Here is a 22,546-nt window from a genome sequence, read left to right on the forward strand (position 1 = left end):
CGACAACGGAGTTCCGTTTGCGCCTTCCGCTGCTTTCCACCGCCCTCACCGTGCTCCTGGCCGCGCCTCTGACGCAAGGGCAGGACGTGCGCCTGCCGGACATCGGTTCCTCCGCCGGCGAGGTGCTGAGCCCGGCGCGCCAGGCGGAGTACGGCGGAATGATGCTGCGCGAGCTGCGCAACTACGGCTACCTGCTGGAAGACCCGCTGCTGGACGACTGGCTGCAGAAGGTCGGCACCCGGCTGGGCGCGGAAAGCGACTCGCCGCGCCAGAGCTATACGTTCTTCCTGATGAAGGACCGGCAGATCAATGCGTTCGCCACGCTGGGCGGCTACATCGGCACCAACGCGGGCCTGATCCTGACCGCCGAACGCGAGGACGAAGTCGCCGCGGTGCTGTCCCACGAAATCGCCCACGTCACCCAGCAGCACGTGCTGCGCGGCGTCGAGCGGGCCGAGCGCGATCAGATTCCGATCCTGCTCGGGATGCTGGGCGCGATCGTGCTGGCGCAGAGCGCCGGCGGCAATTCCAGCGGCGACGCCTCGATGGCGGCGGTCGCCAGCGGCATGGGCCTGATGCAGCAACGCCAGATCGACTACACCCGTTCCAACGAATCCGAGGCCGACCGGCTGGGCATCCGCACCCTGTCGCGCGCCGGCTACGACGTGGACGCCATGGCCGGCTTCTTCGCCCGCATGGCCCAGGCCACCCGCGCCAACCGCGGCACCGGCCGCGAGGCGTACCCCGACTACCTGATGACCCACCCGGTCACCACCACCCGGATCAGCGAGGCCAAGGAACGCGCCGAGCAGATGCGCAAGGACAACCTGACCCTGATCACCCGGGTTCCGGGCGGCGGCGAGCGGGTCGAACAGTTCGATCCCAAGCGCGTGGTCGCACCTGAAAAGGACAGCGACAATCCGCTGCTGCCCCTGTCCGTGCGCCTGCCGGGCGACCTGTTCAGCCGTGGCCCCACCGGTGACTTCGACTGGGCCCGGGAACGCCTGCGGGTGCTCAGCGCGACCACCGCCGACGGCGCCGCCCGCGACTACGAGACCATCCGCCGGGAATCCGGCAAGGGCCTGGACGATGCCCAGCGTTATGGCCTGGCCCTGGCCCACCTGGGATCGGGACGGCCGGAGGTGGCATTGACCGAGCTGGCCCCGCTGCTGGCCGAGCATCCGGGCAACCTGTGGCTGGAACTGGCGACCGCCGAGGCCGAATCCCGCGCGGGCCGCACCGCGGCGGCCAACCAACGGCTCGCCCGCCTGCTCCAGCAGATGCCGAACAACCGCCCCATCGCGCTGACTTTCGCCCGCGTCCTCAACGAGCAGGGGGGCGCCGAAGCTGGCCGGCACGCCCAGGCGGTGCTGCGTCCGCTGCTGTCCCGGGCCGGCAACGACCCGGTGTTCCAGCAGGAATTCGGCCGGGCCAACGAGCTGGCCGGCGACCCGGTCCGCGCCGGCGAGGCCTTCGCCGAGGCGGCCTTCCTCAATGGACGGCCCGAACAGGCGCTCATCCAGTTGCAGAATCTCAAGAAGCGCAGCGACCTGGACTACTACGCCCGCGCCCGCATCGACGCCCGCATCTCCGTCATCACCCCGCAGGTGCTGGAACTGCGGCGCCAGGGCGTGCGCGACCCGGACATCGAACGCCGCTAGCCCGGCCGCCGGGGCTCCCGGCGGCGACCAGCGGCCCGACTGTCATATGACGGGCGCGCGGCATGTCATGTTTCCGTCATAAAATTGTCGTCTACTGGTGCGGTACCCCACAGACGACGGTAATCGCGTGCAGAAGCACATCCTGATCGTTGACGACGAGCCGGCCATCCGCGACATGGTCGCCTTCGCCCTGCGCAAGGGCGATTACGAACCCGTGCATGCGGGTGATGCCCGCGAGGCCCAGAACGCCATCGCCGACCGGGTGCCGGACCTCATCCTGCTGGACTGGATGCTGCCCGGCACCAGCGGCCTGGAGCTGGCGCGCCGCTGGCGCAAGGACGCGATGACCCGCGACGTCCCCATCATCATGCTCACCGCCCGCGGCGAGGAGAATGATCGGGTCGGCGGCCTGGAAGCCGGCGTCGACGACTACGTGGTCAAGCCGTTCTCGGCACGCGAACTGCTGGCGCGCATCCGGGCGGTCATGCGCCGCTCCCGCGAGGACGACGAGGACGGCAGCGTCGGCATCGGCCCGCTGCGCATAGACGGCGCCGCCCACCGGGTGTTCGCCGGCGATACCCCGGTGCCGATCGGCCCGACCGAGTATCGCCTGCTGCATTTCTTCATGACCCACCCCGAGCGGGTCTATTCGCGCACGCAGTTGCTCGACCACGTCTGGGGCGGCAGCGTGTACGTGGAGGAGCGCACGGTGGACGTGCACATCCGCCGCCTGCGCAAGACCCTGGAACCGCACGGCCTGGAGAACATGGTGCAGACCGTGCGCGGTTCCGGCTACCGGTTCTCGGCGTCGGTCTAGGCGCGGGATTCGGCATGGGGGATTCTGAATTCGATGTTTCCCCCGCCTGCTCCCGCTGGCTGTCATAAATAACTGCCTACAATCGGTCCATGCCCCAATACATACGCTCCGCCTGGTTCAAGACGCTCGGTCAACTGGCGGGTGTGCTGGCCCTGGCGGTGGTCATTGGATTGCTGATTGGCCACGTCTGGCCGGTCGTCACCCTGGCCGCGCTGGGCGTGGTGGCCTGGCATTACTGGCGATTGCGCAAGGTGCTGGTGCGGCTGACCGCGCGCCAGCGACTGGAGCCGGCGCGCGGCAATGGCGTCTGGAACGAACTGGATCGGCTGCTGTTCCGCGGCCATGCGGAAATGCGCGCGCGCAAGCGCCGGCTGCTGGACATGCTGCGTGCCTACCGCGCCGCCGCCGCGGCGTTGCCGGACGCGGTGGTGGTGGTGGAACGCAACAACCAGCGCGTGCAATGGTTCAACAAGGCCGCCACCAGCCTGCTGGGGCTGCAGTATCCGACCGACATCGGCGCGCCGATCGGCGATCGCCTGCAACCGCTGCCGATGTCGCACTGGCTGGCCGCCGGCCGCAATGCCGAGCCGATGCTGGATGCCGCCTCGCCGGTGGATCCGCAATTGCGCCTCAACCTGCGCCTCATTCCCTATTCCGACCAGTACTGGCTGCTGGTCGCGCGCGACGTCAGCAAGATGCTGCGGCTGGAACAGATGCGCCGCGACTTCGTCGCCAACGTCTCCCATGAGTTGCGCACGCCGCTGACCGTGGTCCACGGCTATCTCGACATGCTGGACCCGCAGGACTTCCCGGAATGGGCGCCGATGCTGGCGGAAATGCAGAAACAGTCCCAGCGCATGACCCAGCTGGTCGAGGATCTGCTGACCCTGTCGCGGCTGGAGGCGCAGGACAGTCTGCCGGACGAAAGCGTGGCGATGGCGCCGATGCTGGCGACCCTGCGCCGCGAGGCCGAGGCGCTCAGCCACAAGCGCCACATCGTGGTGGTGGAAGACGAAGCCGGCGTGGATCTGTGGGGATCGAACAAGGAGCTGCACAGCGCATTCTCCAACCTGGTCAGCAACGCCGTCCGCTACACCCCGGCCGGCGGCACCATCACCGTGCGCTTCGTGCGCGAGGGCGACGGTGCCATGCTGAGCGTGCGCGACACCGGCTACGGCATTCCGGCCGCGCACCTGCCGCGCATCACCGAGCGTTTCTACCGCGTGTCCACCAGCCGCTCGCGCGAAAGCGGCGGCACCGGCCTGGGCCTGTCGATCGTCAAGCACGTGCTGAACCTGCACCAGGCGCGGCTGGACATCCAGAGCGAGGTCGGCCACGGTAGCGTGTTCTCGGTGCACTTCGGCGGCGAGCGCGTGCATCCGCGCGCTCCCGCCCCCTCCCCTTCCCTGCCCCACGGCCAGATCGCATGAACGCCGCCATCGACACGACGCCAGACCATCTGAGCAACGAAGACGCCCTGCGCGATCCCTCGCTCTACCTCAATCGCGAACTGTCGCAACTGGATTTCAACTTCCGCGTGCTGGCGCAGGCGCAGGATCCGCAAGTGCCGCTGCTGGAGCGGCTGCGCTTCCTGTGCATCTCGTGCACCAACCTGGACGAATTCTTCGAGATCCGCGCGGCCACCGTCCGCCATGCGCAGGACTTCGGCCTGCCGCCGGGCGCCGACGGGATGAGCCCCACCGTCGCGCTCAACCGCATCCACGATCGCGCCGCGGAACTGGTGGATGCGCAGTACAAGTGCTGGAACGAGGTGCTGCGGCCGGCGCTGAACGAAGCCGGCGTGCGGGTGTTCGGACGTGGCGCCTGGAGCGCGCGGCAGACGCGCTGGCTGCGCGCCTATTTCCGCAACGAGATCATGCCGGTGCTGTCGCCGCTGGGCCTGGACCCGGCGCACCCGTTCCCGAAGATCCTCAACAAGTCCCTCAACATCGTGGTGGTGCTGAAGGGCAAGGACGCGTTCGGTCGTGCCGGCCACCTGGCGATCGTGCGCGCGCCGCGCTCGCTGCCGCGCATCATCCACCTGCCCTCGCGCGTGTCCGGCGGCGAGAACGACTTCGTGCTGCTGTCCTCGGTGCTGTCGGCGTTCGTCGACGAACTGTTCCCGGGCATGGAGGTCAAGGGTTCCTACCAGTTCCGTGTCACCCGCAACTCCGAAGTGGTTGTCGACGAGGAGGAAGTGGAGAACCTGGCGCTGGCGCTGCGCGACGAACTGATCGGCCGTGGCTACCGGCCGGCGGTACGGCTGGAAATCGCCCAGGACTGCCCGAAGCCGATCATCCGCACCCTGCTGCAGAATTTCGCCCTGCCCGACAACGCGGTCTACCTGATCGACGGGCCGGTCAACCTCAACCGGGTCATCCAGGTGTACGACCTGGTGCAGCGCCCGGAACTCAAGTACCCCGTCTTCACCCCGCGCACCCTGCGCGACAGCGACGCCATCTTCGACAAGGTCGATGACGGCGACGTGCTGCTGCACCATCCCTTCGACGCGTTCACCCCGGTGCTGGAGCTGCTGAAGCAGGCGGCGGTGGATCCGAACGTGCTGGCGATCAAGCAGACCCTGTACCGCACCGGCAAGGACTCGGCGATCGTCGATGCGCTGGTACAGGCGGCGCGCAACGGCAAGGACGTCACCGTGGTGGTGGAACTGCGCGCGCGCTTCGACGAGGACGCCAACCTGGGCGTGGCCGATCGCCTGCAGGAAGCCGGCGTGCAGGTGGTGTATGGCGTGGTCGGCTACAAGACCCACGCCAAGATGCTGCTGATCGTGCGCCGCGAGGGCAAGAAGCTGCGCCGTTATGTGCACCTGGGCACCGGCAACTACCACAGCGGCACCGCCCGCGCCTACACAGACCTGGGCTTGATCACCGCCGACGCCGACATCGGCAACGACGTGCACCTGCTGTTCCAGCAGTTGTCCGGCCTGGCCCCGTCGACCAAGCTCAAGCGCCTGCTGCAATCCCCGTTCACCCTGCATGCCGGGCTCATCCGCAAGATCGAGCGCGAGGCGAAGCTGGCCAAGGCCGGCAAGCCGGCCCGCATCATCGCCAAGATCAACGCGCTCAACGAGCCGCGCCTGATCCGCGCGCTGTACGCGGCCTCGCAGGCGGGCGTGCGCATCGACCTGATCGTGCGTGGCGCCTGCGCCCTGCGGCCGGGCGTGCCGGGGATTTCCGAGAACATCCACGTGCGCTCGATTGTCGGACGCTTCCTGGAACACAGCCGGGTCTACTGGTTCGGCAACGACGGCAACCCCGAGCTTTACTGCGCCAGCGCGGACTGGCTGGAGCGCAACCTGCTGCACCGGGTCGAGACCTGCTTCCCGATCCTGGATCCGGAGCTGGCCAGGCGGGTGTTCCGCGACGGCCTGCAGAACTATCTGGACGACAACCAGAACGCCTGGGCGCTGGACGCCGACGGCAATTACCGCAAGGTCGCGCCGGCCGAGGGCGAAGCACCGCATTCGGCGCAGGCGACCCTGCTGGCCGGGGTCTGAGGGCGATGCAAGTGCCTGAAATGGCAGGGGCCGCGTTGCCAAGCCGCGGTCTCTGCCTCTAGGCTTTTCCGATGCCGCCCGTCTCCGCCCACGTCTCGCCGCCTCCCCATGACGGCGAACAGCTTGCCGCCATCGATCTCGGTTCCAACAGCTTCCACATGATCGTGGCGCGCTACACGCTGGGACAGCTGCGCGTGGTCGATCGCCTGCGCGAGACCGTGCGCATGGCCGACGGCCTGGACGGCAAGGGCGGACTGTCGCAGGCCGCGCGCGAACGCGCGCTGGACTGCCTGTCGCGCTTCGGCCAGCGCATCCGCGACATCCCGGCCAGCCGGGTGCGCGCGCTGGCCACCAACACGGTCCGCCAACTGGCCGATCCGCAGTCCTTCCTGGTCCCCGCCGAAGCCGCCCTGGGCAAGCCGATCGAAGTGGTGTCCGGCCGCGAGGAGGCGCGCCTGATCTACCTGGGCGTGGCGCACGCGCAGCCGCCCAAGGCGGGGCAACTGCGCCTGGTCATCGACATCGGCGGAGGTTCCACCGAGTTCATCATCGGTCGCGGGATGGATACCCTGGAACGCGAAAGCCTGCAGGCCGGCTGCATCGCCAGCACCCGGCGCTTCTTCCCCGGCGGCAAGCTGTCCAAGAAGCGCTGGAAGGAAGCCCTCACCGAAATCGCCGCCGAGTTCCAGCAGTTCGCCGGCCAGTACCGCTCGCTGGGCTGGCAGGAGGCGATCGGCTCCTCCGGCACCAACAAGGCGATCGGCGAAATCTGCGCGGCGATGAAACTGACCAAGGGCGCGGTCACCGCCGAGGCCCTGCCGCAGGTGCGCGATCGCCTGCTGCAGGCCGAGCGCATCGACGCCATCGATCTGCCCGGTCTGTCCAGCGACCGCCGCCCGATCATCGCCGGCGGCGTGCTGGTGCTGGAGGCCGCCTTCGAGGCGCTGGGCCTGCAGCGGCTGATGGTCAGCAAGGCGGCCATGCGCGAAGGCATCCTGTACGACATGCTGGGCCGCGGCAGCGACAACGATCCGCGCGACATGTCGGCGGCCGCGCTGACCCAGCGCTACGGCATCGACGAAATCCAGGCCGCGCGGGTGGAAGCCACCGCGCTGCGCCTGCACGAGCAGGTCGCCGGTGCCTGGAAGCTGGACGATGACGACGCCCGCATGCTCGGCTGGGCCGCGCGCCTGCACGAGATCGGCCTGGTCATCGCCCACAGCCAGTACCACGCGCACGGCGCCTACGTGCTGGAGAATTCTGACATCGCCGGCTTCTCCCGGCAGGAACAGCAGGTCCTGGCGGCGCTGGTGCGCACGCACCGCCGCAACATTCCCAAGACCGCGTTCGACGCCCTGCCCGACCGCCTGCTGCTGTCGGCCAAGCGCAAGGCCGCGCTGCTGCGGCTGGCGGTGCTGCTGCATCGCGCGCACGAGGCCGCGCCGATTCCCCGCCTCGAGCTCACCGCCGAGGGCGACGAACTCCGGCTGGTGGTGGACCGCCGCTGGATCGAAGCCCGGCCGCTGCTGAAGTCGGACCTGGTCGGCGAGCCCGAGGACATGCAGGGCCTGGGCATCACCTTCAAGCCCTTCGTCGCCTGAGCCGGGACGCCCGGCCGCTGCAAACCGCAAACACCCGCGCTAGACTCCGCCCGGGAAACCGTCGAGGCCATGCCGGGCGGCGCCGGATCGGACAGGGGACCGATCCTGCCTCGCCATAACCGCCCTGCGCCCGTGTCCATCGATCGTTTCCCGCCCTTGCCTTCAGGAGGAAGTCATGCGGAACGACGCTCCCTGGAATGCCATCCTGGCCCAAGGCGGGCCCGGCGCGCTGGCCATCGGCCACAACGTCGATCGCGTGCTCGACGCGGTGCGTACCCATCTGGGCATGGACGTGGCCTTCATTTCCGAGTTCGGTGGCCACTACCGGACCTTCCGCCACGTGGCGGGCTCGATTGAACCGATGCCGATCCGTCCCGGCGACAGCAGCCCGCTCGATGAAGGCTACTGCCTGCGCGTGGTCGAGGGCCGCATCCCGCAGTTGATACCGGATACCGCCGCGGTACCGGCGCTGGCCGCGATTCCGGAGACCGCGCTGGTTCCCATCGGCGCGCACATCAGCGTTCCCATCCGCCTGCGCGACGGCCGCGTCTACGGCACCTTCTGCTGTTTTAGCCTGCGCCCGCACCTGTCGCTTGGCGAACGCGACCTGCACATGATGCGCGCCTTCGCGGATCTGCTTGCCTACCAGATCGACGGCGATCTGGACGCCGTGCGCCTGCACCAGGAAAAGGTCGAGCGGATCACCTCGGTGCTCGAGATGGGCCAGCCCAGCATCGTCTACCAGCCGATCTACCATCTGGCCGGGGAGCGCATCATCGGCATCGAATGCCTGTCCCGGTTCGACATCAACCCGCCACGGCCACCGGACCTGTGGTTCAACGAGGCGCGCGAAATCGGCCTGGGCGTGCGGATGGAACTCAACGCGATCCTCACCGCGCTCGACGGCCTGCGCCACGTCCCCGGCGACTTCTACGTATCGGTCAACGTCTCGCCGCAGACGCTCATCAGCGGCGAGATCGCCGGTTACCTGGACGAACTGCCGCCGCACCGGCTGGTGCTGGAAATCACCGAGCACGATTACGTGGAAGACTACGCGGTGTTGCGCGAACGGCTGGCGCCGCTGCGCCGGCAGGGTGTGCGCGTCGCGGTCGACGATGCGGGGGCCGGCTACGCGAGCATGCGCCACGTGCTGGCCACCAGCCCGGACATCATCAAGCTGGACATGACCCTGACCCGCAGCATCGACACCGATTCGCCACGCCGCGCACTGGCCGCGGCGCTGATCGCCTTCGCCCGCGAAACCCACAGCGGCATCGTCGCCGAAGGCGTGGAGACGGCGGAAGAACTGGCCGCGTTGCGCGCCCTGGGCGTGCCGGACGCCCAGGGCTATTTCCTGTCGCGGCCGCTGTCATTGCCGGCACTGCTGGCGTTGCTGGATCCACCGGGCAAGCGGGTCCACTGACGCCGCCGTACCCATATCCCGGCGGAGCGGCGCGCCGCTCTGGCATGATCCGGCGTCCTGACCGGAACCCATCCCATGCGGCGCCAACCGATTCCCCACACCGACCTGCGCGCCTCGCGCATCGCCTGCGGCTGCATGCAGCTGAGCCGCGCCTGGGACGACACCGATCCCACCGCGGAAGAACGACGGCAGGCCGCGCAGCTCATCGAGACCGCGCTGGAACAGGGCATCAACCTGTTCGACCATGCCGACATCTATGCGCGCGGCAAGTCGGAGCGGTTGTTCGGCGACTGGCTGGCGGCCTCGCCCTCGCGCCGCGACGAACTGATCCTGCAATCCAAGTGCGGCATCCGCTTCGCCCATGACCCGCAACCGGATTCGCCGGGTCGCTACGATTTCAGCCATGCGCACCTGGTCGCATCCGTCGAGGGCAGCCTGCGCCGGCTGCGCACCGACTACCTGGACCTGTTGTTGCTGCACCGGCCGGATCCGTTGGGCGTACCGGAAGAAGTCGCCCGTGCCTTCGACGATCTGCATCGCAGCGGCAAGGTGCGGCATTTCGGCGTCAGCAACCATACCGCCAGCCAGATCGCGTTGCTGCGGGCGCATGTCGATCGGCCGCTGGTCGCCAACCAGGTCGAAATCAGCCTGCTGCACCATCACCTGATCAACGAGGGCGTGATCGCCGCCACCCGCGGCACCGCCTACACCGCCTCGGCCGGCACCCTGGACGAATGCAGGCGCCAGGGCATCCTGCTGCAGGCCTGGTCGCCGCTGGCCGGTGGCCGGCTCTCGCACCCGGAAACCGCCGAGCCCGCGCTGCGCCCCGCCGCTGAAGCCGTCGCCCTGGTCGCCGCCCGCCACGACGTTTCGCCTGAAGCCATCCTGCTGGCCTGGCTGCTGCGCCACCCCGCCGGCATCCAACCCGTCATCGGCACCACCCGCCCCGATCGCCTGGCCGCGGCCTGCGCCGCCGACCGCATCGAACTGAGCCGCGAGGAGTGGTATGCGCTGTTCACCGCGGCGCGGGGCGGGCCGGTGCCTTGAGGGTGGGGATTGGGGATTCGGGATTGGGGATTGGGAGCTTCTGCTTTTGCCTCCCCCTTTGAAACGCTTCTCAACAGCCGAATGGCTGGTCAAAAGGGGGATTGAGGGGGATTTGCTTTTTGCGCCAAGAGCAAATCCCCCGTCACCTGCTTCGCAGGTGCCTGCCCCCTTTTTCAAAGGGGGCTTAGCTGAGCGGTTACTCGATATGTGAACTCCGCATTGGCTCCTCGAAGGCATCTTTCCCGGAAATCCAATCCCATGTCCTCCTGTCACGCGAACGCCATGTAACTGCAATGCGGGTTTCATGGCCGGTCTCCACCATGCGCAAAACGTGGAGTTGCGCATGCGGTACGCCATCGTCACCGAAACCTATCCGCCCGAGGTCAACGGCGTTGCCCTGACCGTGCAGGGGCTGGAACAGGGTCTGCGCGCGCGCGGGCACCGGGTCTCGCTGGTGCGGCCGCGGCAGGAAGGCGACCCGCGCGAACTCGATGACACCACCCTGGTGCGCGGCGCGGCGCTGCCCCGCTACCCCGGATTGAAATTCGGCCTGCCGGCGGCGCGTCGCCTGGCCCGGCTGTGGAGCGAATCGGCACCGGATGCGATCTACGTGGCCACGGAAGGCCCGCTGGGCTGGTCGGCGCTGCGCGCGGCGCGGCGGCTGGGCATTCCGGTCGCGACCGGCTTCCACACCCGCTTCGACGAATACATGCGCGACTACGGCGCGGCGTTCCTGCAACAGACCGCGATGCGCTGGATGCGGCGCTTCCACAACGGCGCCGACGCCACCCTGGTGCCGACCCGCGAGCTGCAGGAATTCCTGACCGCGCAGGGCTTCGCCCGGGTGGTGCGGCTGGCGCGCGCGGTCGACACCTCGCAGTTCTCGCCGGCGCACCGGGATGACGGCCTGCGCGCCGAATGGGGCGCGGGCGCGGACACGCCGGTGGCGATCTACGTGGGCCGCATCGCCGCGGAAAAGAACCTCACCCTGGCCGTGCAGGCGTTCCGCGCGATCCAGCGCGACCGCCCCGACGCGCGTTTCGTCTGGGTCGGCGACGGTCCGGCGCGCGAGCGGTTGGCGGCGGCCAATCCCGATTTCGTGTTCTGCGGAGTTCAGCGTGGCACGGCGCTGGCGCGGCATTTCGCCAGCGGCGATCTGTTCCTGTTCCCGAGCCACAGCGAAACCTTCGGCAACGTGACCCTGGAAGCCATGGCCAGCGGCGTGCCGACCGTGGCCTTCGACTACGGCGCCGCGCGCGAACACCTGCGCAACGGCGTGCACGGCTTCGCGGTGCGCGACGACGACGCGTTCGTGGCCGCGGCCGCGCAGTTGGGATCCGATGAAGCGCTGCGCCGGCGCCTGGGCGCCGATGCCAGCGAGGCCGTGCGGGTATTGCGCCCGGAACAGGTCGCCACCGATTTCGACAACCTGCTGGCCGGTCTGGCCGCGCAAAGGAGGCCGCATGAGAACGTCGCTACCGCGTAACGCGCTCCGGGGCCGCGACGCAGGCTGGTGCCTGCGCGCCAACCGCTGGGGCGAATGGCAGGGCGTGCGCCGCTTCTTCGCGGTGATCAGCCGCCTGGGCGACGGCGTGTTCTGGTACGTGCTGATGGGCGCACTGATCGTCGCGGACGGACTGGACGGCCTTGCCGCGTCGGCGCACCTGGCGGCCACCGGCGTGATCGCGCTGACCCTGTACAAGCTGCTCAAGCGCTGGACCCGGCGCCCGCGCCCGTTCGCCTCGGACGTGCGGATCCGCGCCTGGATCGCGCCGCTGGACGAATTCAGCTTTCCGTCCGGGCATACGCTGCATGCGGTCGCCTTCACCGTGGTCGCGCTGGCCCACTACCCCGCGCTGGCGGTGCTGCTGATTCCGTTCGCGGCCTGCGTGGCGGTATCGCGGGTGGTGCTGGGCCTGCACTATCCCAGCGACGTGCTGGCCGCCACCGTGATCGGTTCGGCCCTGGCCGGGTTGTCGCTGTGGCTGGTGCCGGGCGTGTCGCTGTTCGCCTGAGCGAACCGGAAAAACGGCTGGGAAAAAAGAAGGCCGGATTCCTGCGAATCCGGCCTTCTTCACATCACGAGGATGATGCTCAGTTTTCCAGCAGCGGCTTGCGCGGCAGTTTCTGCTCGCGCATCGCGGCGTGGTAGGCGAACGAGGCCAGGATCGCCGCCGCCTGCTTCAGATCTTCCGGCGCGGCGTGATCGTAGGTGTCCAGATCGCTGTGGTGGACGTTGCTGAAATAGTCCAGGCCGTCCTGCACGAACTGGAAGCCCGGCAGGCCGACGCGATCGAACGAGACGTGATCGGTGCTGCCGGTGTTGCGCACGGTCACGATGGTGGCGCCGACATCGTTGAACGGCTTCAGCCAGGCTTCGAAGATCGGCATCGCCGCCTGGTTTTCCTGCGCGTAGATGCCGCGGATCTTGCCGGAGCCGTTGTCCAGGTTGAAGTAGGCCGAGAACTTGTCGTAGTCGCGCTTGCGCTGGAGCGGGCCAGTGCGCTCCTGGAAGTAGCGCGGCAGCTTCTTCTGTTCCGGATCGGTGGCTTCCGGATAGTCGGCGAAGTGCTTGGCGACATAAGCAGCCGAACCGATCAGGCCCTGCTCCTCGCCGCTCCACAGCGCCACCCGGATGGTGCGGCGCGGCTTGGCGCCCACCGCCTTGAGGATGCGCATGGCTTCCATCATCACCGCCACGCCGGCGGCGTTGTCGGCCGCGCCGGTGCCGGCGTGCCAGGAGTCCATGTGCGCGCCGATCATCACGATCTCGTCGGCCTTGCCGCTGCCCGGGACCTCGGCAATCGTGTTGTAGCCGGGATCATTGGTCTCGCTGGTGAACTGCGCGTCCACGTTGATGCGCAGGCGCACGTCCTGCTTGCGCTCGATCGCGCGCAGCAGCGGGTTGTAGTGCTCGGCCGCCACCGCCAGTTCCGGAATGCCGGCCGGCTCGCCGGCACGACGCGAACCGCCGCCGCCGACCCGGATGATGCCGTTGTCCCAGCCGCTGATGCTCAGCGCGGCCAGCGCGCCTTCCTCGGTCAGGAAACGGTTGGTCGCCTGCACCAGATCCTGGCGCTGCCGGTACTCGGCCAGTCGCTTGCCACGATCGGCCGGGTTGGTGTCCTTGGGCACGCTGAAGGAAAGCAGCTCGGTCAGGCCGGCTTCGTCGTAGCGGCGCGAATCCGGCTCGGTGCCGGGCTTGTACTCGCGGGCTTCGCTGAGCAGGACGATCTTGCCTTTCAGCTTGCCCTTGTACTTGTCCAGGTCCGCCTTGGTCTTGAGGGTGACGACCACTGCCTCGCCTTCGACCGGGCCCTGCGTGCCGGGCGTCCAGGCCTTGGGCACCGCGCGCAGCGAGGTCACCCGCGGCGCCAGCAGTTCCACGCTCGCCGAGCGATAGGTCCAGCCGCGGCCGAAGTCGTCGAACGCCTCGTCATGGACATTGGACAGACCCCACTCGGTGAACTTGCCGCGCGACCAGGCATTGGCCTGCGCCATGCCCGGCGAGTTGGTCAGGCGCGGCCCGATTTCCTCGGTCAGGTGGCCGAAGGTCGCCATCACCTGCGACCGGTGGAATGCCTCCTGGCGGATGCGGTTGACCATGTCCAGGTCCACCGGCTCATTCGCCTGCGCCATTCCGGCCAGGCCCAGGCACAACGCCATCACGCTCCGCTTCAACACGCCCCTGCTCTCCCCGGGTCCGTCCCCGAATGTGCATAAAGGATCGAGTCTGCCCCGGCCAAAGGTCATGGTCCCCCTGCCATCAGTCATGGTCGGGCGGAGAGCCGGGCTCAGCGGAACGGTTCGCGGCGGGCGCGCTGCAGTGCGGGAATGCCCTGTCCGGTCCAGTCTTGATCGTTGGCGACCTGCGCCTGGCCGCGGCTGGCATCCAGCGCGTCGAAATCGAGATCGGCGATGGCCCAGACCTCGTCGCCACGGGTCTGCGCCAGCACGCCGTCGGCGGGGAAACCGCGATCCATCGGCGCGAACAGGGCCGCCTCGCCAGTATTCACGTCCAGCGCCGGACTCCATTCGGCGATGCCGGCGGTAACCGCCTGGGCCACGAAGAAACGGTTCTCCAGCGCGCGCGCCAGGCAACCGACCCGCACGCGGGTGGCGCCTGCCTCGGTGTCGGTGCAACTGGGCACCACCAGCAGGCGTGCGCCGGCTTCGTACTGCGCGCGCACCGGCAGCGGGAACTCGCTGTCGTAGCAGACCGCGACGCCGGCCCGGACGCCCTCGACATCGAACACATTCAGTGCGTCGCCGCCCTCGATCACGCCGGTGGCCTTCTCGAAACCGGTGAGCTGCAGTTTGTCCTGCCAACCGTGGCGGCCATCGGGCGTGAACCAGTAGCTGCGATTGCGGTAGCGCCGTTCGCCCACGGCGAGCAGGAACGAGCCGGCCACCACATGCAGGCGCAGTTCCGTCGCCAGCTTCGGAAACAAGCTCATCCAGTCCGCGTGCAGCGCCTGGGTCGCCGCCAGCGAGGCTTCCAGATCACCGCGGATGTCCGCCGCGAAGGTCGCGGCCAGTTCCAGCGACAGGTATTCGGGCAGCACCGCCACCTTCGCGCCCTGTGCGGCCGCATCACCCAGCAATCGCCCCAGTCGTTCGGCGAAGGCGGCGAAGTCGCGCGGCGCCTGGATCGGATACTTGGCCGCGGCCACCTTCATGGCGCGGCCTCCAGCGGACGCAGCCAGAACGTCAGCGCATGCGGGATTTCGCCGCGACCGATTTCGTCCCATGCCAGCTGCATGGTCATCCCCTCCCTGCGCCGGTAGCCGCGCTTGTGCCAGAACCCGTCGTTGCCGCGATGTTCCGCCGGCCGACGCGGATCCATCGGGTCGCGATCCACCGCGCAGAACCCGGTCCAGCGGAATCCGCCCAGCGCGCGCGCATGCGCCTCCCGCCGATCGAAGAAGGCATGGCCGATGCCACGACCGCGATGCTCCGGCAACAGCACCGATTCGCCGAAATAGAACACCTCGTCCGGCGGGATCTCCGATGCCAGGAACGGCTGGCGGAAAGCTTCGCCGTCATCCAGCAGCGGCAGCCCGGTGGACGCGCCGATCACCCGCTCCCCGTCCAGCGCCAGCACGAACACGCTGCGCGGCGACGCCGCGTAGGCCGCCAGGTAGTCGCGCTCGTAGTCGAAATCACCCTCGTACAGATAGGGCCAGTCGCGGAACACGGCCACGCGCAGGCGCGCCACGTCGGCCAGCCACGGTCCGATGTCCGGTCCACGGAATACACGGATGTCGAAGCGGGAATCCATCCGCGAACTTTACCGCAGCCCCGGCATGGCGACGCGCGGTCACGGCGTGGGATCCTCGCCGGTCCCACCCGGTGGCGGCTCGATACCCGCGCCGGCGACCCCGCGCCCCGCCGCCACCGCCACGCCTGCAAGCAGGCCGCCCACGATCAGCATCGCCTGCGCGGCCATCACCATCAGCACGCCAAGGCCTTCGCCCGGGCCCCCGTCGTGACCCGGCTGCGATGACGCATGGCAGTGCTGCAACCGCAGCAGCGAGAACAGCAATTGCGGGAGCAGGAACAGTACGCCGTACAAGCGCCATGAAATCACCGCCGCCATGACGTAGAACAGCAGGACCAGGACCGTTCCCACCAACATCACCGGCATCGTTCGCCGCTTCCCGCCGGCAGGCAGCGGCGATCATCCCAGTCGTAGACCACGATTCCGGATTCGGGCAACACCCACAGGCGTGCGCGGCCATCCCGCGAGCAGGTCATGAAGCGACGGGCGCGCGGTGGCTCGCCCGCCGCCTGCCACGGTCCCCAGGCAATGGGGACGGCATGCCGCGAAAGGCCTTCCCTGGCCTGCGTCGCGTCCTGCAGCAACACCATCGGGCGGCGGCGCAGCGCGTTGCGCGTCTCCGCCGCCAACCGGAACCCCAGCCAGCCCCGGTGCACGTGCCGCAGCGGCAGCAGCAGCGTGGCGAGCGCGCGTTCGCTGATACCGGCTGGCTTGCCGTCACCGCCGTCGAGGGCGATGACGGCCTCGGTGTGCAGGCAGGCGGGCAACACACGGCACGCGCGGCGATGCAATGTCTGCGGGTCCAGCATGGGCGTGCCTCAGCGCAACCCGTTGCCCAGGTCGTACCAGTCGACCTTGCGGGTGATCCACATGATCCCCGCCAGGATGCCGAACAGCAGCAGCGTGCCCATCAGCAGCGCGTTGGTCTCCGACAGCAGCAGCATATACAGCACCCCGTACAGCGCGGTCAGCATCGTCGCGAACCCGGCCGCGCGCAGCCAACTGCGCAGCACGCCGGACAGGTAGAAGAACTGCAGACCGATGCACGCCACCGCCGACACCAGGTACGCCTTCCAGAATGCGATGTGTTCGGACAGGCTGAGCAGCAGCAGGAAGAAGATCGCCAGCGCCAGGCCCACCAGCAGGTACTGCAGCGGGTGGATCGGCAGGCGCTTGATCAGTTCGAACAGGGCGAACCCGACGAAGGTCAGCACCACGAACAGGATGCCGTACTTGCTGGCGCGATCGGCCTGGGTATAGATGTCCACCGGATCGACCAGGTGGATGTCGGCGCTGTCGATGCGGGTCAGCGAGGGACCTTCCGAGGATGCGTCGATGGCGACCTGGCCGGTCAGCGGCATGCGTCGGGTGAAATCGCCTTCGGCGCTGGCCAGTTGCGCCTGCGCGTTGCTGGCCAGCGAGGAGATTTCCCAGTTGGCGGTGAAGCCGCTGGCCTCGACGGTGCGCTGGGTCGGCAGGAAGCGACCGCCGAACAGCGGATGCGGCCATTCCGAATGGACATCGATGCGGTTGCTGTCGGCGATCGGGCTGATGCCCAGCGATTCTGTGCCGGCGAGGCCGAAGTCCAGTTGCACGTTGCTGGCCGGCAGGAGCATCCCGCCCTCGCCGCCCAGCACCGCGTGGACGCCGCTCATCCGCGCGGACATTGCGCCGGTGCCGCCCTCGAAGGCGAGCGTACGTCCGTCGACCTTGACGACCGGCGTCCCCACCAGTCCGCGCACATCGCTCAAGCCCATCACCAGGATGGGCTTGCCATAGGTGCGGCCGTCCGTCTGCTCCAGCACCAGCGACTCGAAGTGCGCGCTCATGCGCGCCGACCACTGGTAGGTGCGCACGTCATACAGGCCGATGCGCCGCAGCGCCGGCTTCAGCCCGCCGCCCGCCTGCAGCGTCTTGGGCGTCTGCAGCACGTAGCCACGCACGGTTTCCTGGCGAATTTCCGGCTTGCCTTCGGCGTTGACCACCGTGGTGTTGCTGGTCTTCTGCCACGGCACCACCCGCAACGGTCCGATCACCTGCTGCGGACCGGCCATGCTCTCGGCGATGCGCTCGACCGCCTGCGCCTGGTAGCGTTCGCGATCGCTGATCACGCCGCGCACCATCAGCAGGGGAATCATCAACAGCAGCACCAGACCGCCCACGGTCAGGAACCGCAACAACAGCTTCAACGACTTCATGTCTTCGCCCATCCGGGTGTGGAGATGGACAAAGCCTGGCGCCGGCCGGTGGGCGGGCGTGGAAGCGGATTTGAAGTCTGTGTGAAGTGGGTGGCCGGCGCCTTCTCCCTTTTGTGGGAGCGACGTGAGTCGCGAAACCCGGCTTGGTCGAATCGCGACTTACGTCGCTCCCACAAGACAGGGTTCGATCAGGCCGCGGGCAGGGTCAGCACGGCTTCGGCGCCACCGTCGGGATGGTTGCGCAGGACGATGTCGCCGCCATGCAGGCGCGCGACTTCGCGCACGAACGGCAGGCCCAGGCCGGAACTGCGCAGGCCGCTGCCCGGACGGGCCAGCGAATAGAAGCGTTCGAAGATGCGTTCGCGCGCATAGTCGGGAATGCCCGGTCCGTGATCGCGCACGCTCAGCTGGACGCGATCGCCGGCGGTCTCGGCGGCCAGCACCACCTCCGCGCCGGACGGCGAGAACGCGATGGCGTTGTCGAGCAGGTTGCTCAGTGCCTGCCGGAGCAGGAAGGGATCACCACTCAGGCGCAGGCCCGGGGCGCCGCGCACGCGCAGATCCAGGCCGGTGGCGCGCATCTCCGCGGCCTCGCGCACGGCCTCCAGCAATTCGTCCGCCGTCATCGTCTGGCGCTTCTGCAGCCAGCCGTGCTGTTCCACCTCGGCCAGCGCCAGCAGCTTGTCGATGGTCTCGGTCAGGCGCTGCTCCTGGGTCTGGATATTGCGGGCGAAGCGCTGCCGTTCGGCTTCCGGCAGCGGTTCCTGCAACAGTTCGGCCGCGCCCCGGATCGCCGCCAGCGGACTCTTCATCTCATGGGTCAGCGACTGCACGTACTGCTCGACGTAGGCCTTGCCCTCCAGCTTGCGCCGCATCGCCTCCAGCGCGCGGCCCAGATCGCCAATTTCGTCGCGACGCGGCTTGGGCGGCGGGACCGGCTCGCCGGCGGCCACCGCCTGCGCGTAGCGGTTCAGGCGGCGGATGCCGCTCACCAGCCACCAGGTGATCAGCATGCCGATCAGCGCGGACAGGCCGATCAGCCAGGCGCCGCGGCGCATGATGCTGCGCTGGCTGGCGGTGATGAAGGGATCGATGGTGTGGTTGGGCTGCGCCACGGTCAGCACGCCGATCAGCCGGTCGCCGTCGCGGATGGGCGCGGCCACGTGCATCACCGTGCGCTCCGGATCGTCGGGCGTCTCCGGGCTGGAGCGCGCGCCGTATTCGCCGCGCAGGGTCAGGTAGACGTCGTTCCAGCGCGAGTTGTCGCGGCCGAGGTCGCGGCCCTGCGAGTCGTAGACCACGATGCCGCGCGCGTCGGTGACGGTCACCCGGTATTCGATGTGGCGCTTGGGAAAACTCCAGATGCGTGCGCGCAGATCACGTCCCGCGGCTTCGGACATCTTGGCCGCGAAGTCGCCGTCGGTGATGCGGCCGGCCTTCAGATCGTCGGCGGCCATCACCGCCAGCAGGTTGGCGGTATCCACGAGGGTGGATTCCATCGCCTGGCGCACGCCCGGCTTGACCTCGTTGACGAACACCCGCATCACGAAGAACGCGGCCAGTCCGACAATCAGGAAGAAGGCGAGGAACAGGCGGGCGCCAAGGCGCATGATCAGAGCTCGATGGCGTAGCCGAGACCACGATGGGTGCGGATCGGATCCGGCTCCGCGCCGGCCGCGCGCAGCTTGCCGCGCAGCGTCTTGATGTGGGTATCGACGGTGCGGTCCATGCTATCGGCGTCGCTGTCCCAGCCGCGATCCATCAATTGCGCGCGGCTGAGGATCGCGCCGGGCCGCTGCAGCAGCGCCGCCAGCAGGGCGTATTCGTAGCGGGTCAGATCCAGCGGGCGATCCTGGTAATGGATCCGGTGCCCGTCGCGATCGATGGCGAAACCGCCCTGGCGGATCCAGCCCGCATCCGGCGCGGCCGGATGCAACCGGCGCAGCCGCGCGCGCACCCGCGCCACCAGTTCGCGCGGCGAGAACGGCTTGGCCACATAGTCGTCCGCGCCAAGTTCGAGCCCCAGCACCCGGTCGATCTCGTCGTTGCGCGCGGTCAGGAAGATCACCGGCACGTCGCTGAAGGCGCGCAATTCACGGCAGACGTCGAAGCCGCTGGCGTCGGGCAGGCCGACGTCCAGCACCACCACGTCCACGCCACCGGCGCGCACCCGCGGCACGACCTCGCGCGCGAGCTGGCAATGCTCGGTTTCCAGTCCCTCGCTGCGCAGCGCATACAACACGGTGTCGGCGATGGCGGCTTCGTCTTCGGCAATCAGGATCAGCGGCATGCGGCACAGGATAGTCGGCCCCCGCGCGGGCCGCCACGCGCCCTGCCTCAGCCTGTCGCCACCCGGACCGGGGATGCGCCGGCGCCATCGGCCATTTCCGCAATCAGGCGTGGCACCAGCGCATCCAGTTCGGCTTCGGCCGCCGCCAGCGAACCGGCCAGGCGCGCGTCGGCGAATTCGTCGTACTCCACCGCGATGCGGTCCACCCGATCGATGCCCAGGTACGCCAGCGGCACGGCGATGCCGTCCTCCACATGGTTCAGATGCGCCAGGCGTCCGCCCGGGTCATAGCCGAAATCGCCGCGCGCGCCCAACAGGACCAGTCGCCGGCCCTGCCCGGCCAGCATCGGCCAGTACGGCTCCCCGGCCCGACTGCGGTCGAAGCCGAACGTGCGCCCGACCCGCACCACGTTGTCGATCCACGCCTTGAGCTGGGCCGGCATGCCGAAGTTGTACATCGGCGCGGCGATCACGATCAGTTCGCTGGCGATCAGTTCGTCCACGAGGTCATCGCTCTCGCGCAGGGCCTCGAGCATCCGCTCGTCGCGCTGCTCCGGCCGGGTGAACGCCGCGCGTACCCAGTCGCCGGTCACTGGCGCGGGCGGATGCAGGCCCACGTCGCGATGCGCCACCCGGTCGTGCGGACGCCGCGCCTTCCAGCGACGGAGGAATCCGGCACTGAGGCGGCGGGTGTGCGAGCCATGCGCCTGCTGGTCCGAGCGGCCCGCGCGGGCACTGGAGTCGATGCACAGGATGTTCATTTTCATTCATCTTTGGCAGCGCACCGGAACAGGTGCATGATGCGCATTTTCCCGGGGACCAACCCCCAGAAAAAACGATATTTGCGAACCCTCATAGATGAATGAAATTCATCCCATAGCCCGACTACCGTCCCTGAACGCGCTGCGCGTGTTCGAAGCCGCCGCACGGCATTTGAGCTTCCGGCGGGCCGCCGAGGAACTGGCGCTCACCCCCACCGCCGTCAGCCACCAGATCCGTCTGCTGGAAGACCGGCTGGGCCTGCCACTGTTCACCCGCCAGGCCCGGCGGGTGGCGCTCACCGAGGCCGGCCAGCGGCTGTATCCGGTGTTGCGCGACAGCTTCGACAACATCGGCCAGACCCTGGCGGCGCTGCGCGCGCCCTCGCCGCGCCTGGCGGTCACGGTTTCTTCCACCCGTGGCTTCGCCGCGCAATGGCTGCTGCCGCGGCTGCCGGCATTCGCCGATGCGCATCCGGACATCGATCTGCACCTGCACGCCTCCGACGCGCCGGTGGATCTGCTCGCCGGCCAGGTCGATCTGGCCTTGCGCTACGGCCGGACGCCGCCGCCCGGCCTGCACGCGGACCATCTGCTTGCGTGCCGCTTCGCGCCGGTGTGCAGTCCGCGCCTGGACCTGCACGATCCGGCGCGGCTGTCCTCGTTCCCGCGCCTGCGCTTCGAGTGGCGGCAGCGCGATCGCGCCACGCCCGATTGGCCGCTGTGGTTCCGCAAGGCCGGAATGGCCGCCGACGACGCGCCGGAACGGATGTTCTCCGACGAGTCGCATGCCATCGTCGCCGCGATCTCGGGCCAGGGCGTGCTGCTGGCGAACCTGGCGCTGGTGGCCGGCGAACTGCGCGACGGCACCCTGGTGCAACCCTTCGGTCCGGTGCTGGAAGGCCATCCGATCCGGGTGCTTTGGCCGCCACGACACGCGGGCAACGACGCGGTGGCGCGCGTGCGCGCCTGGCTGCGGGAACAGGCCGAAGCGTCACCGGGTACCGGTAACCCCGCCGATGCTTTCCCGGCGACGGATTGAATCCCGGCATACTTCACCGATGAACTATCGCCACGCCTTCCACGCCGGCAATCACGCCGACGTCCTCAAGCACGTCCTGCTGCTGGCCCTGCTGGATGCACTCAAGCGCAAGGACACGCCGTTCTTCGTGCTGGACACGCATGCCGGCCGCGGGCGCTACCTGCTGGGCGCCAGCGAGAGCCGCAAGACCGCCGAGGCCGATGGCGGCATCGTCCGCCTGTTCGACAGCGCCCGCCTGCCCGCGCCGGTGGAGGACTACCTGCGCGCGGTGCAGGCCGACAACCCGGTGGGCGCGCTGGTGGCCTATCCGGGTTCGCCGTTGCTCGCGGCGCAGGCGATGCGCGCGCAGGACCGGCTGGCCGCCTGCGAACTGCAACCCGAGGAAGCGGCCGAACTGAAGGCGCTGTTCGCCCACGACCCGCGGGTGGCGGTGCATGCGCGAGACGGCTATGCGGCGATGCGCGCCCTGCTGCCGCCACGGCTCGGCGAAACCCGCTTCGCCCGCGGGCTGGTGCTGATCGATCCGCCCTACGAGGCGCAGGACGCGGAGTATCCGCAGATCCTCGATGCCGTGCGCGAAGGCCTGCAACGCTGGCCCGCCGCGACCTACGCGGTGTGGTATCCGATCAAGCAGCGGCGCAGCCTGTTGCCGTTCTTCCGCAAGGTGGCCGCCCTGCCGGCCAAGTCGGCGCTGGTGGCCGAATTGCAGGTCCGCCCGGACGATTCGCCGCTGCGGCTCAACGGCAGCGGCATGCTGGTGATCAATCCGCCCTGGCAGTTCGACGCCGCCATCGCGCCGGTGCTGCCCGCCCTGCAGACCGCGCTCGGCGAAACCGGCGCCGGCAGCCGGCTGGAGTGGATCAAGCGCGAAACCGCCGCCGCGCCCGGCAAACGCCCGGGCTAGGCGCGCC

Annotated in this window: 20 protein-coding genes; 11 read left to right on the plus strand and 9 right to left on the minus strand. The window is 68.9% G+C overall.

Features of this window, described 5'->3' with window-relative positions:
* Positions 1-17: 17 nt before the first annotated feature.
* From IQ458_RS17050 to IQ458_RS17090, 9 genes are all read left to right on the plus strand, one after another.
* Positions 18-1,661 (plus strand): M48 family metalloprotease, encoded by a 1,644-nt coding sequence (locus tag IQ458_RS17050; RefSeq protein WP_235996931.1) that lies wholly within the window; start codon positions 18-20, stop codon positions 1,659-1,661.
* A gap of 127 nt (positions 1,662-1,788) precedes the next feature.
* Positions 1,789-2,478, plus strand: coding sequence for a phosphate regulon transcriptional regulator PhoB (gene phoB / locus IQ458_RS17055; protein ID WP_141456251.1), 690 nt, complete (start codon positions 1,789-1,791; stop codon positions 2,476-2,478).
* Positions 2,479-2,567: 89 nt separating this feature from the next.
* On the plus strand, positions 2,568-3,908 hold the full coding sequence (gene phoR, locus IQ458_RS17060) for a phosphate regulon sensor histidine kinase PhoR (protein WP_183637744.1): 1,341 nt from the start codon (positions 2,568-2,570) through the stop codon (positions 3,906-3,908).
* The gene (ppk1, locus tag IQ458_RS17065) at positions 3,905-5,995 is read left to right on the plus strand and encodes a polyphosphate kinase 1 (protein WP_183637747.1); all 2,091 of its coding nucleotides are present in this window, start codon (positions 3,905-3,907) and stop codon (positions 5,993-5,995) included. The genes phoR and ppk1 overlap by 4 nt, the downstream gene beginning before the upstream one ends.
* 71 nt (positions 5,996-6,066) lie before the next feature.
* A complete protein-coding gene (gene ppx, locus IQ458_RS17070) occupies positions 6,067-7,596 on the plus strand; it encodes an exopolyphosphatase (RefSeq protein ID WP_183637750.1) in 1,530 nt (509 codons plus the stop codon).
* A gap of 175 nt (positions 7,597-7,771) precedes the next feature.
* A complete protein-coding gene (locus tag IQ458_RS17075; RefSeq protein WP_183637753.1) occupies positions 7,772-9,019 on the plus strand; it encodes a sensor domain-containing phosphodiesterase in 1,248 nt (415 codons plus the stop codon).
* A 75-nt stretch (positions 9,020-9,094) separates the two neighbouring features.
* Positions 9,095-10,066, plus strand: a complete 972-nt coding sequence (locus IQ458_RS17080) for an aldo/keto reductase (protein ID WP_203323555.1) — start codon at positions 9,095-9,097, stop codon at positions 10,064-10,066.
* A 343-nt stretch (positions 10,067-10,409) separates the two neighbouring features.
* Positions 10,410-11,552 (plus strand): glycosyltransferase family 4 protein, encoded by a 1,143-nt coding sequence (locus IQ458_RS17085; RefSeq protein WP_203323556.1) that lies wholly within the window; start codon positions 10,410-10,412, stop codon positions 11,550-11,552.
* The gene (locus tag IQ458_RS17090; RefSeq protein WP_183637761.1) at positions 11,530-12,081 is read left to right on the plus strand and encodes a phosphatase PAP2 family protein; all 552 of its coding nucleotides are present in this window, start codon (positions 11,530-11,532) and stop codon (positions 12,079-12,081) included. Before IQ458_RS17085 ends, IQ458_RS17090 begins: the two co-directional genes overlap by 23 nt.
* Before the next feature lie 79 nt (positions 12,082-12,160).
* Here IQ458_RS17090 and IQ458_RS17095 read toward each other — a convergent pair whose 3' ends face one another.
* From IQ458_RS17095 to IQ458_RS17135, 9 genes are all read right to left on the minus strand, one after another.
* Positions 12,161-13,732, minus strand: a complete 1,572-nt coding sequence (locus IQ458_RS17095; RefSeq protein WP_235996941.1) for a M28 family metallopeptidase — start codon at positions 13,730-13,732, stop codon at positions 12,161-12,163.
* A gap of 128 nt (positions 13,733-13,860) precedes the next feature.
* Complete coding sequence (locus tag IQ458_RS17100) at positions 13,861-14,745, minus strand: carbon-nitrogen hydrolase family protein (RefSeq protein ID WP_203323558.1); 885 nt, start codon at positions 14,743-14,745, stop codon at positions 13,861-13,863.
* The gene (locus IQ458_RS17105) at positions 14,742-15,347 is read right to left on the minus strand and encodes a GNAT family N-acetyltransferase (RefSeq protein WP_203323559.1); all 606 of its coding nucleotides are present in this window, start codon (positions 15,345-15,347) and stop codon (positions 14,742-14,744) included. The genes IQ458_RS17100 and IQ458_RS17105 overlap by 4 nt, the downstream gene beginning before the upstream one ends.
* Positions 15,348-15,386: 39 nt before the next feature.
* A complete protein-coding gene (locus IQ458_RS17110; protein ID WP_203323560.1) occupies positions 15,387-15,704 on the minus strand; it encodes a hypothetical protein in 318 nt (105 codons plus the stop codon).
* The gene (locus IQ458_RS17115) at positions 15,704-16,156 is read right to left on the minus strand and encodes a hypothetical protein (RefSeq protein ID WP_203323561.1); all 453 of its coding nucleotides are present in this window, start codon (positions 16,154-16,156) and stop codon (positions 15,704-15,706) included. Before IQ458_RS17115 ends, IQ458_RS17110 begins: the two co-directional genes overlap by 1 nt.
* A 9-nt stretch (positions 16,157-16,165) precedes the next feature.
* Complete coding sequence (creD, locus tag IQ458_RS17120; protein WP_203323562.1) at positions 16,166-17,545, minus strand: cell envelope integrity protein CreD; 1,380 nt, start codon at positions 17,543-17,545, stop codon at positions 16,166-16,168.
* A gap of 188 nt (positions 17,546-17,733) precedes the next feature.
* Positions 17,734-19,155, minus strand: a complete 1,422-nt coding sequence (gene creC / locus IQ458_RS17125) for a two-component system sensor histidine kinase CreC (protein WP_203323563.1) — start codon at positions 19,153-19,155, stop codon at positions 17,734-17,736.
* Between the two features lie 2 nt (positions 19,156-19,157).
* On the minus strand, positions 19,158-19,835 hold the full coding sequence (gene creB, locus IQ458_RS17130; protein ID WP_203323564.1) for a two-component system response regulator CreB: 678 nt from the start codon (positions 19,833-19,835) through the stop codon (positions 19,158-19,160).
* Positions 19,836-19,882: 47 nt separating this feature from the next.
* On the minus strand, positions 19,883-20,602 hold the full coding sequence (locus IQ458_RS17135; protein ID WP_235996939.1) for an FMN-dependent NADH-azoreductase: 720 nt from the start codon (positions 20,600-20,602) through the stop codon (positions 19,883-19,885).
* 91 nt (positions 20,603-20,693) lie between these two features.
* On the opposite strand from IQ458_RS17135, the gene IQ458_RS17140 reads away from it, so the two are divergent.
* Together IQ458_RS17140 and IQ458_RS17145 are read left to right on the plus strand one after the other, a co-directional pair.
* Positions 20,694-21,635, plus strand: coding sequence for a LysR substrate-binding domain-containing protein (locus tag IQ458_RS17140; RefSeq protein ID WP_203323565.1), 942 nt, complete (start codon positions 20,694-20,696; stop codon positions 21,633-21,635).
* 19 nt (positions 21,636-21,654) lie between these two features.
* Positions 21,655-22,539: a 23S rRNA (adenine(2030)-N(6))-methyltransferase RlmJ gene (locus IQ458_RS17145; protein WP_203323566.1), complete on the plus strand. Its 885-nt coding sequence runs from the start codon at positions 21,655-21,657 to the stop codon at positions 22,537-22,539.
* Positions 22,540-22,546 lie beyond the last annotated feature (7 nt).

The organism is Pseudoxanthomonas beigongshangi (assembly GCF_016820515.1).
Taxonomy (GTDB): Bacteria; Pseudomonadota; Gammaproteobacteria; order Xanthomonadales; family Xanthomonadaceae; genus Pseudoxanthomonas_A; species Pseudoxanthomonas_A beigongshangi.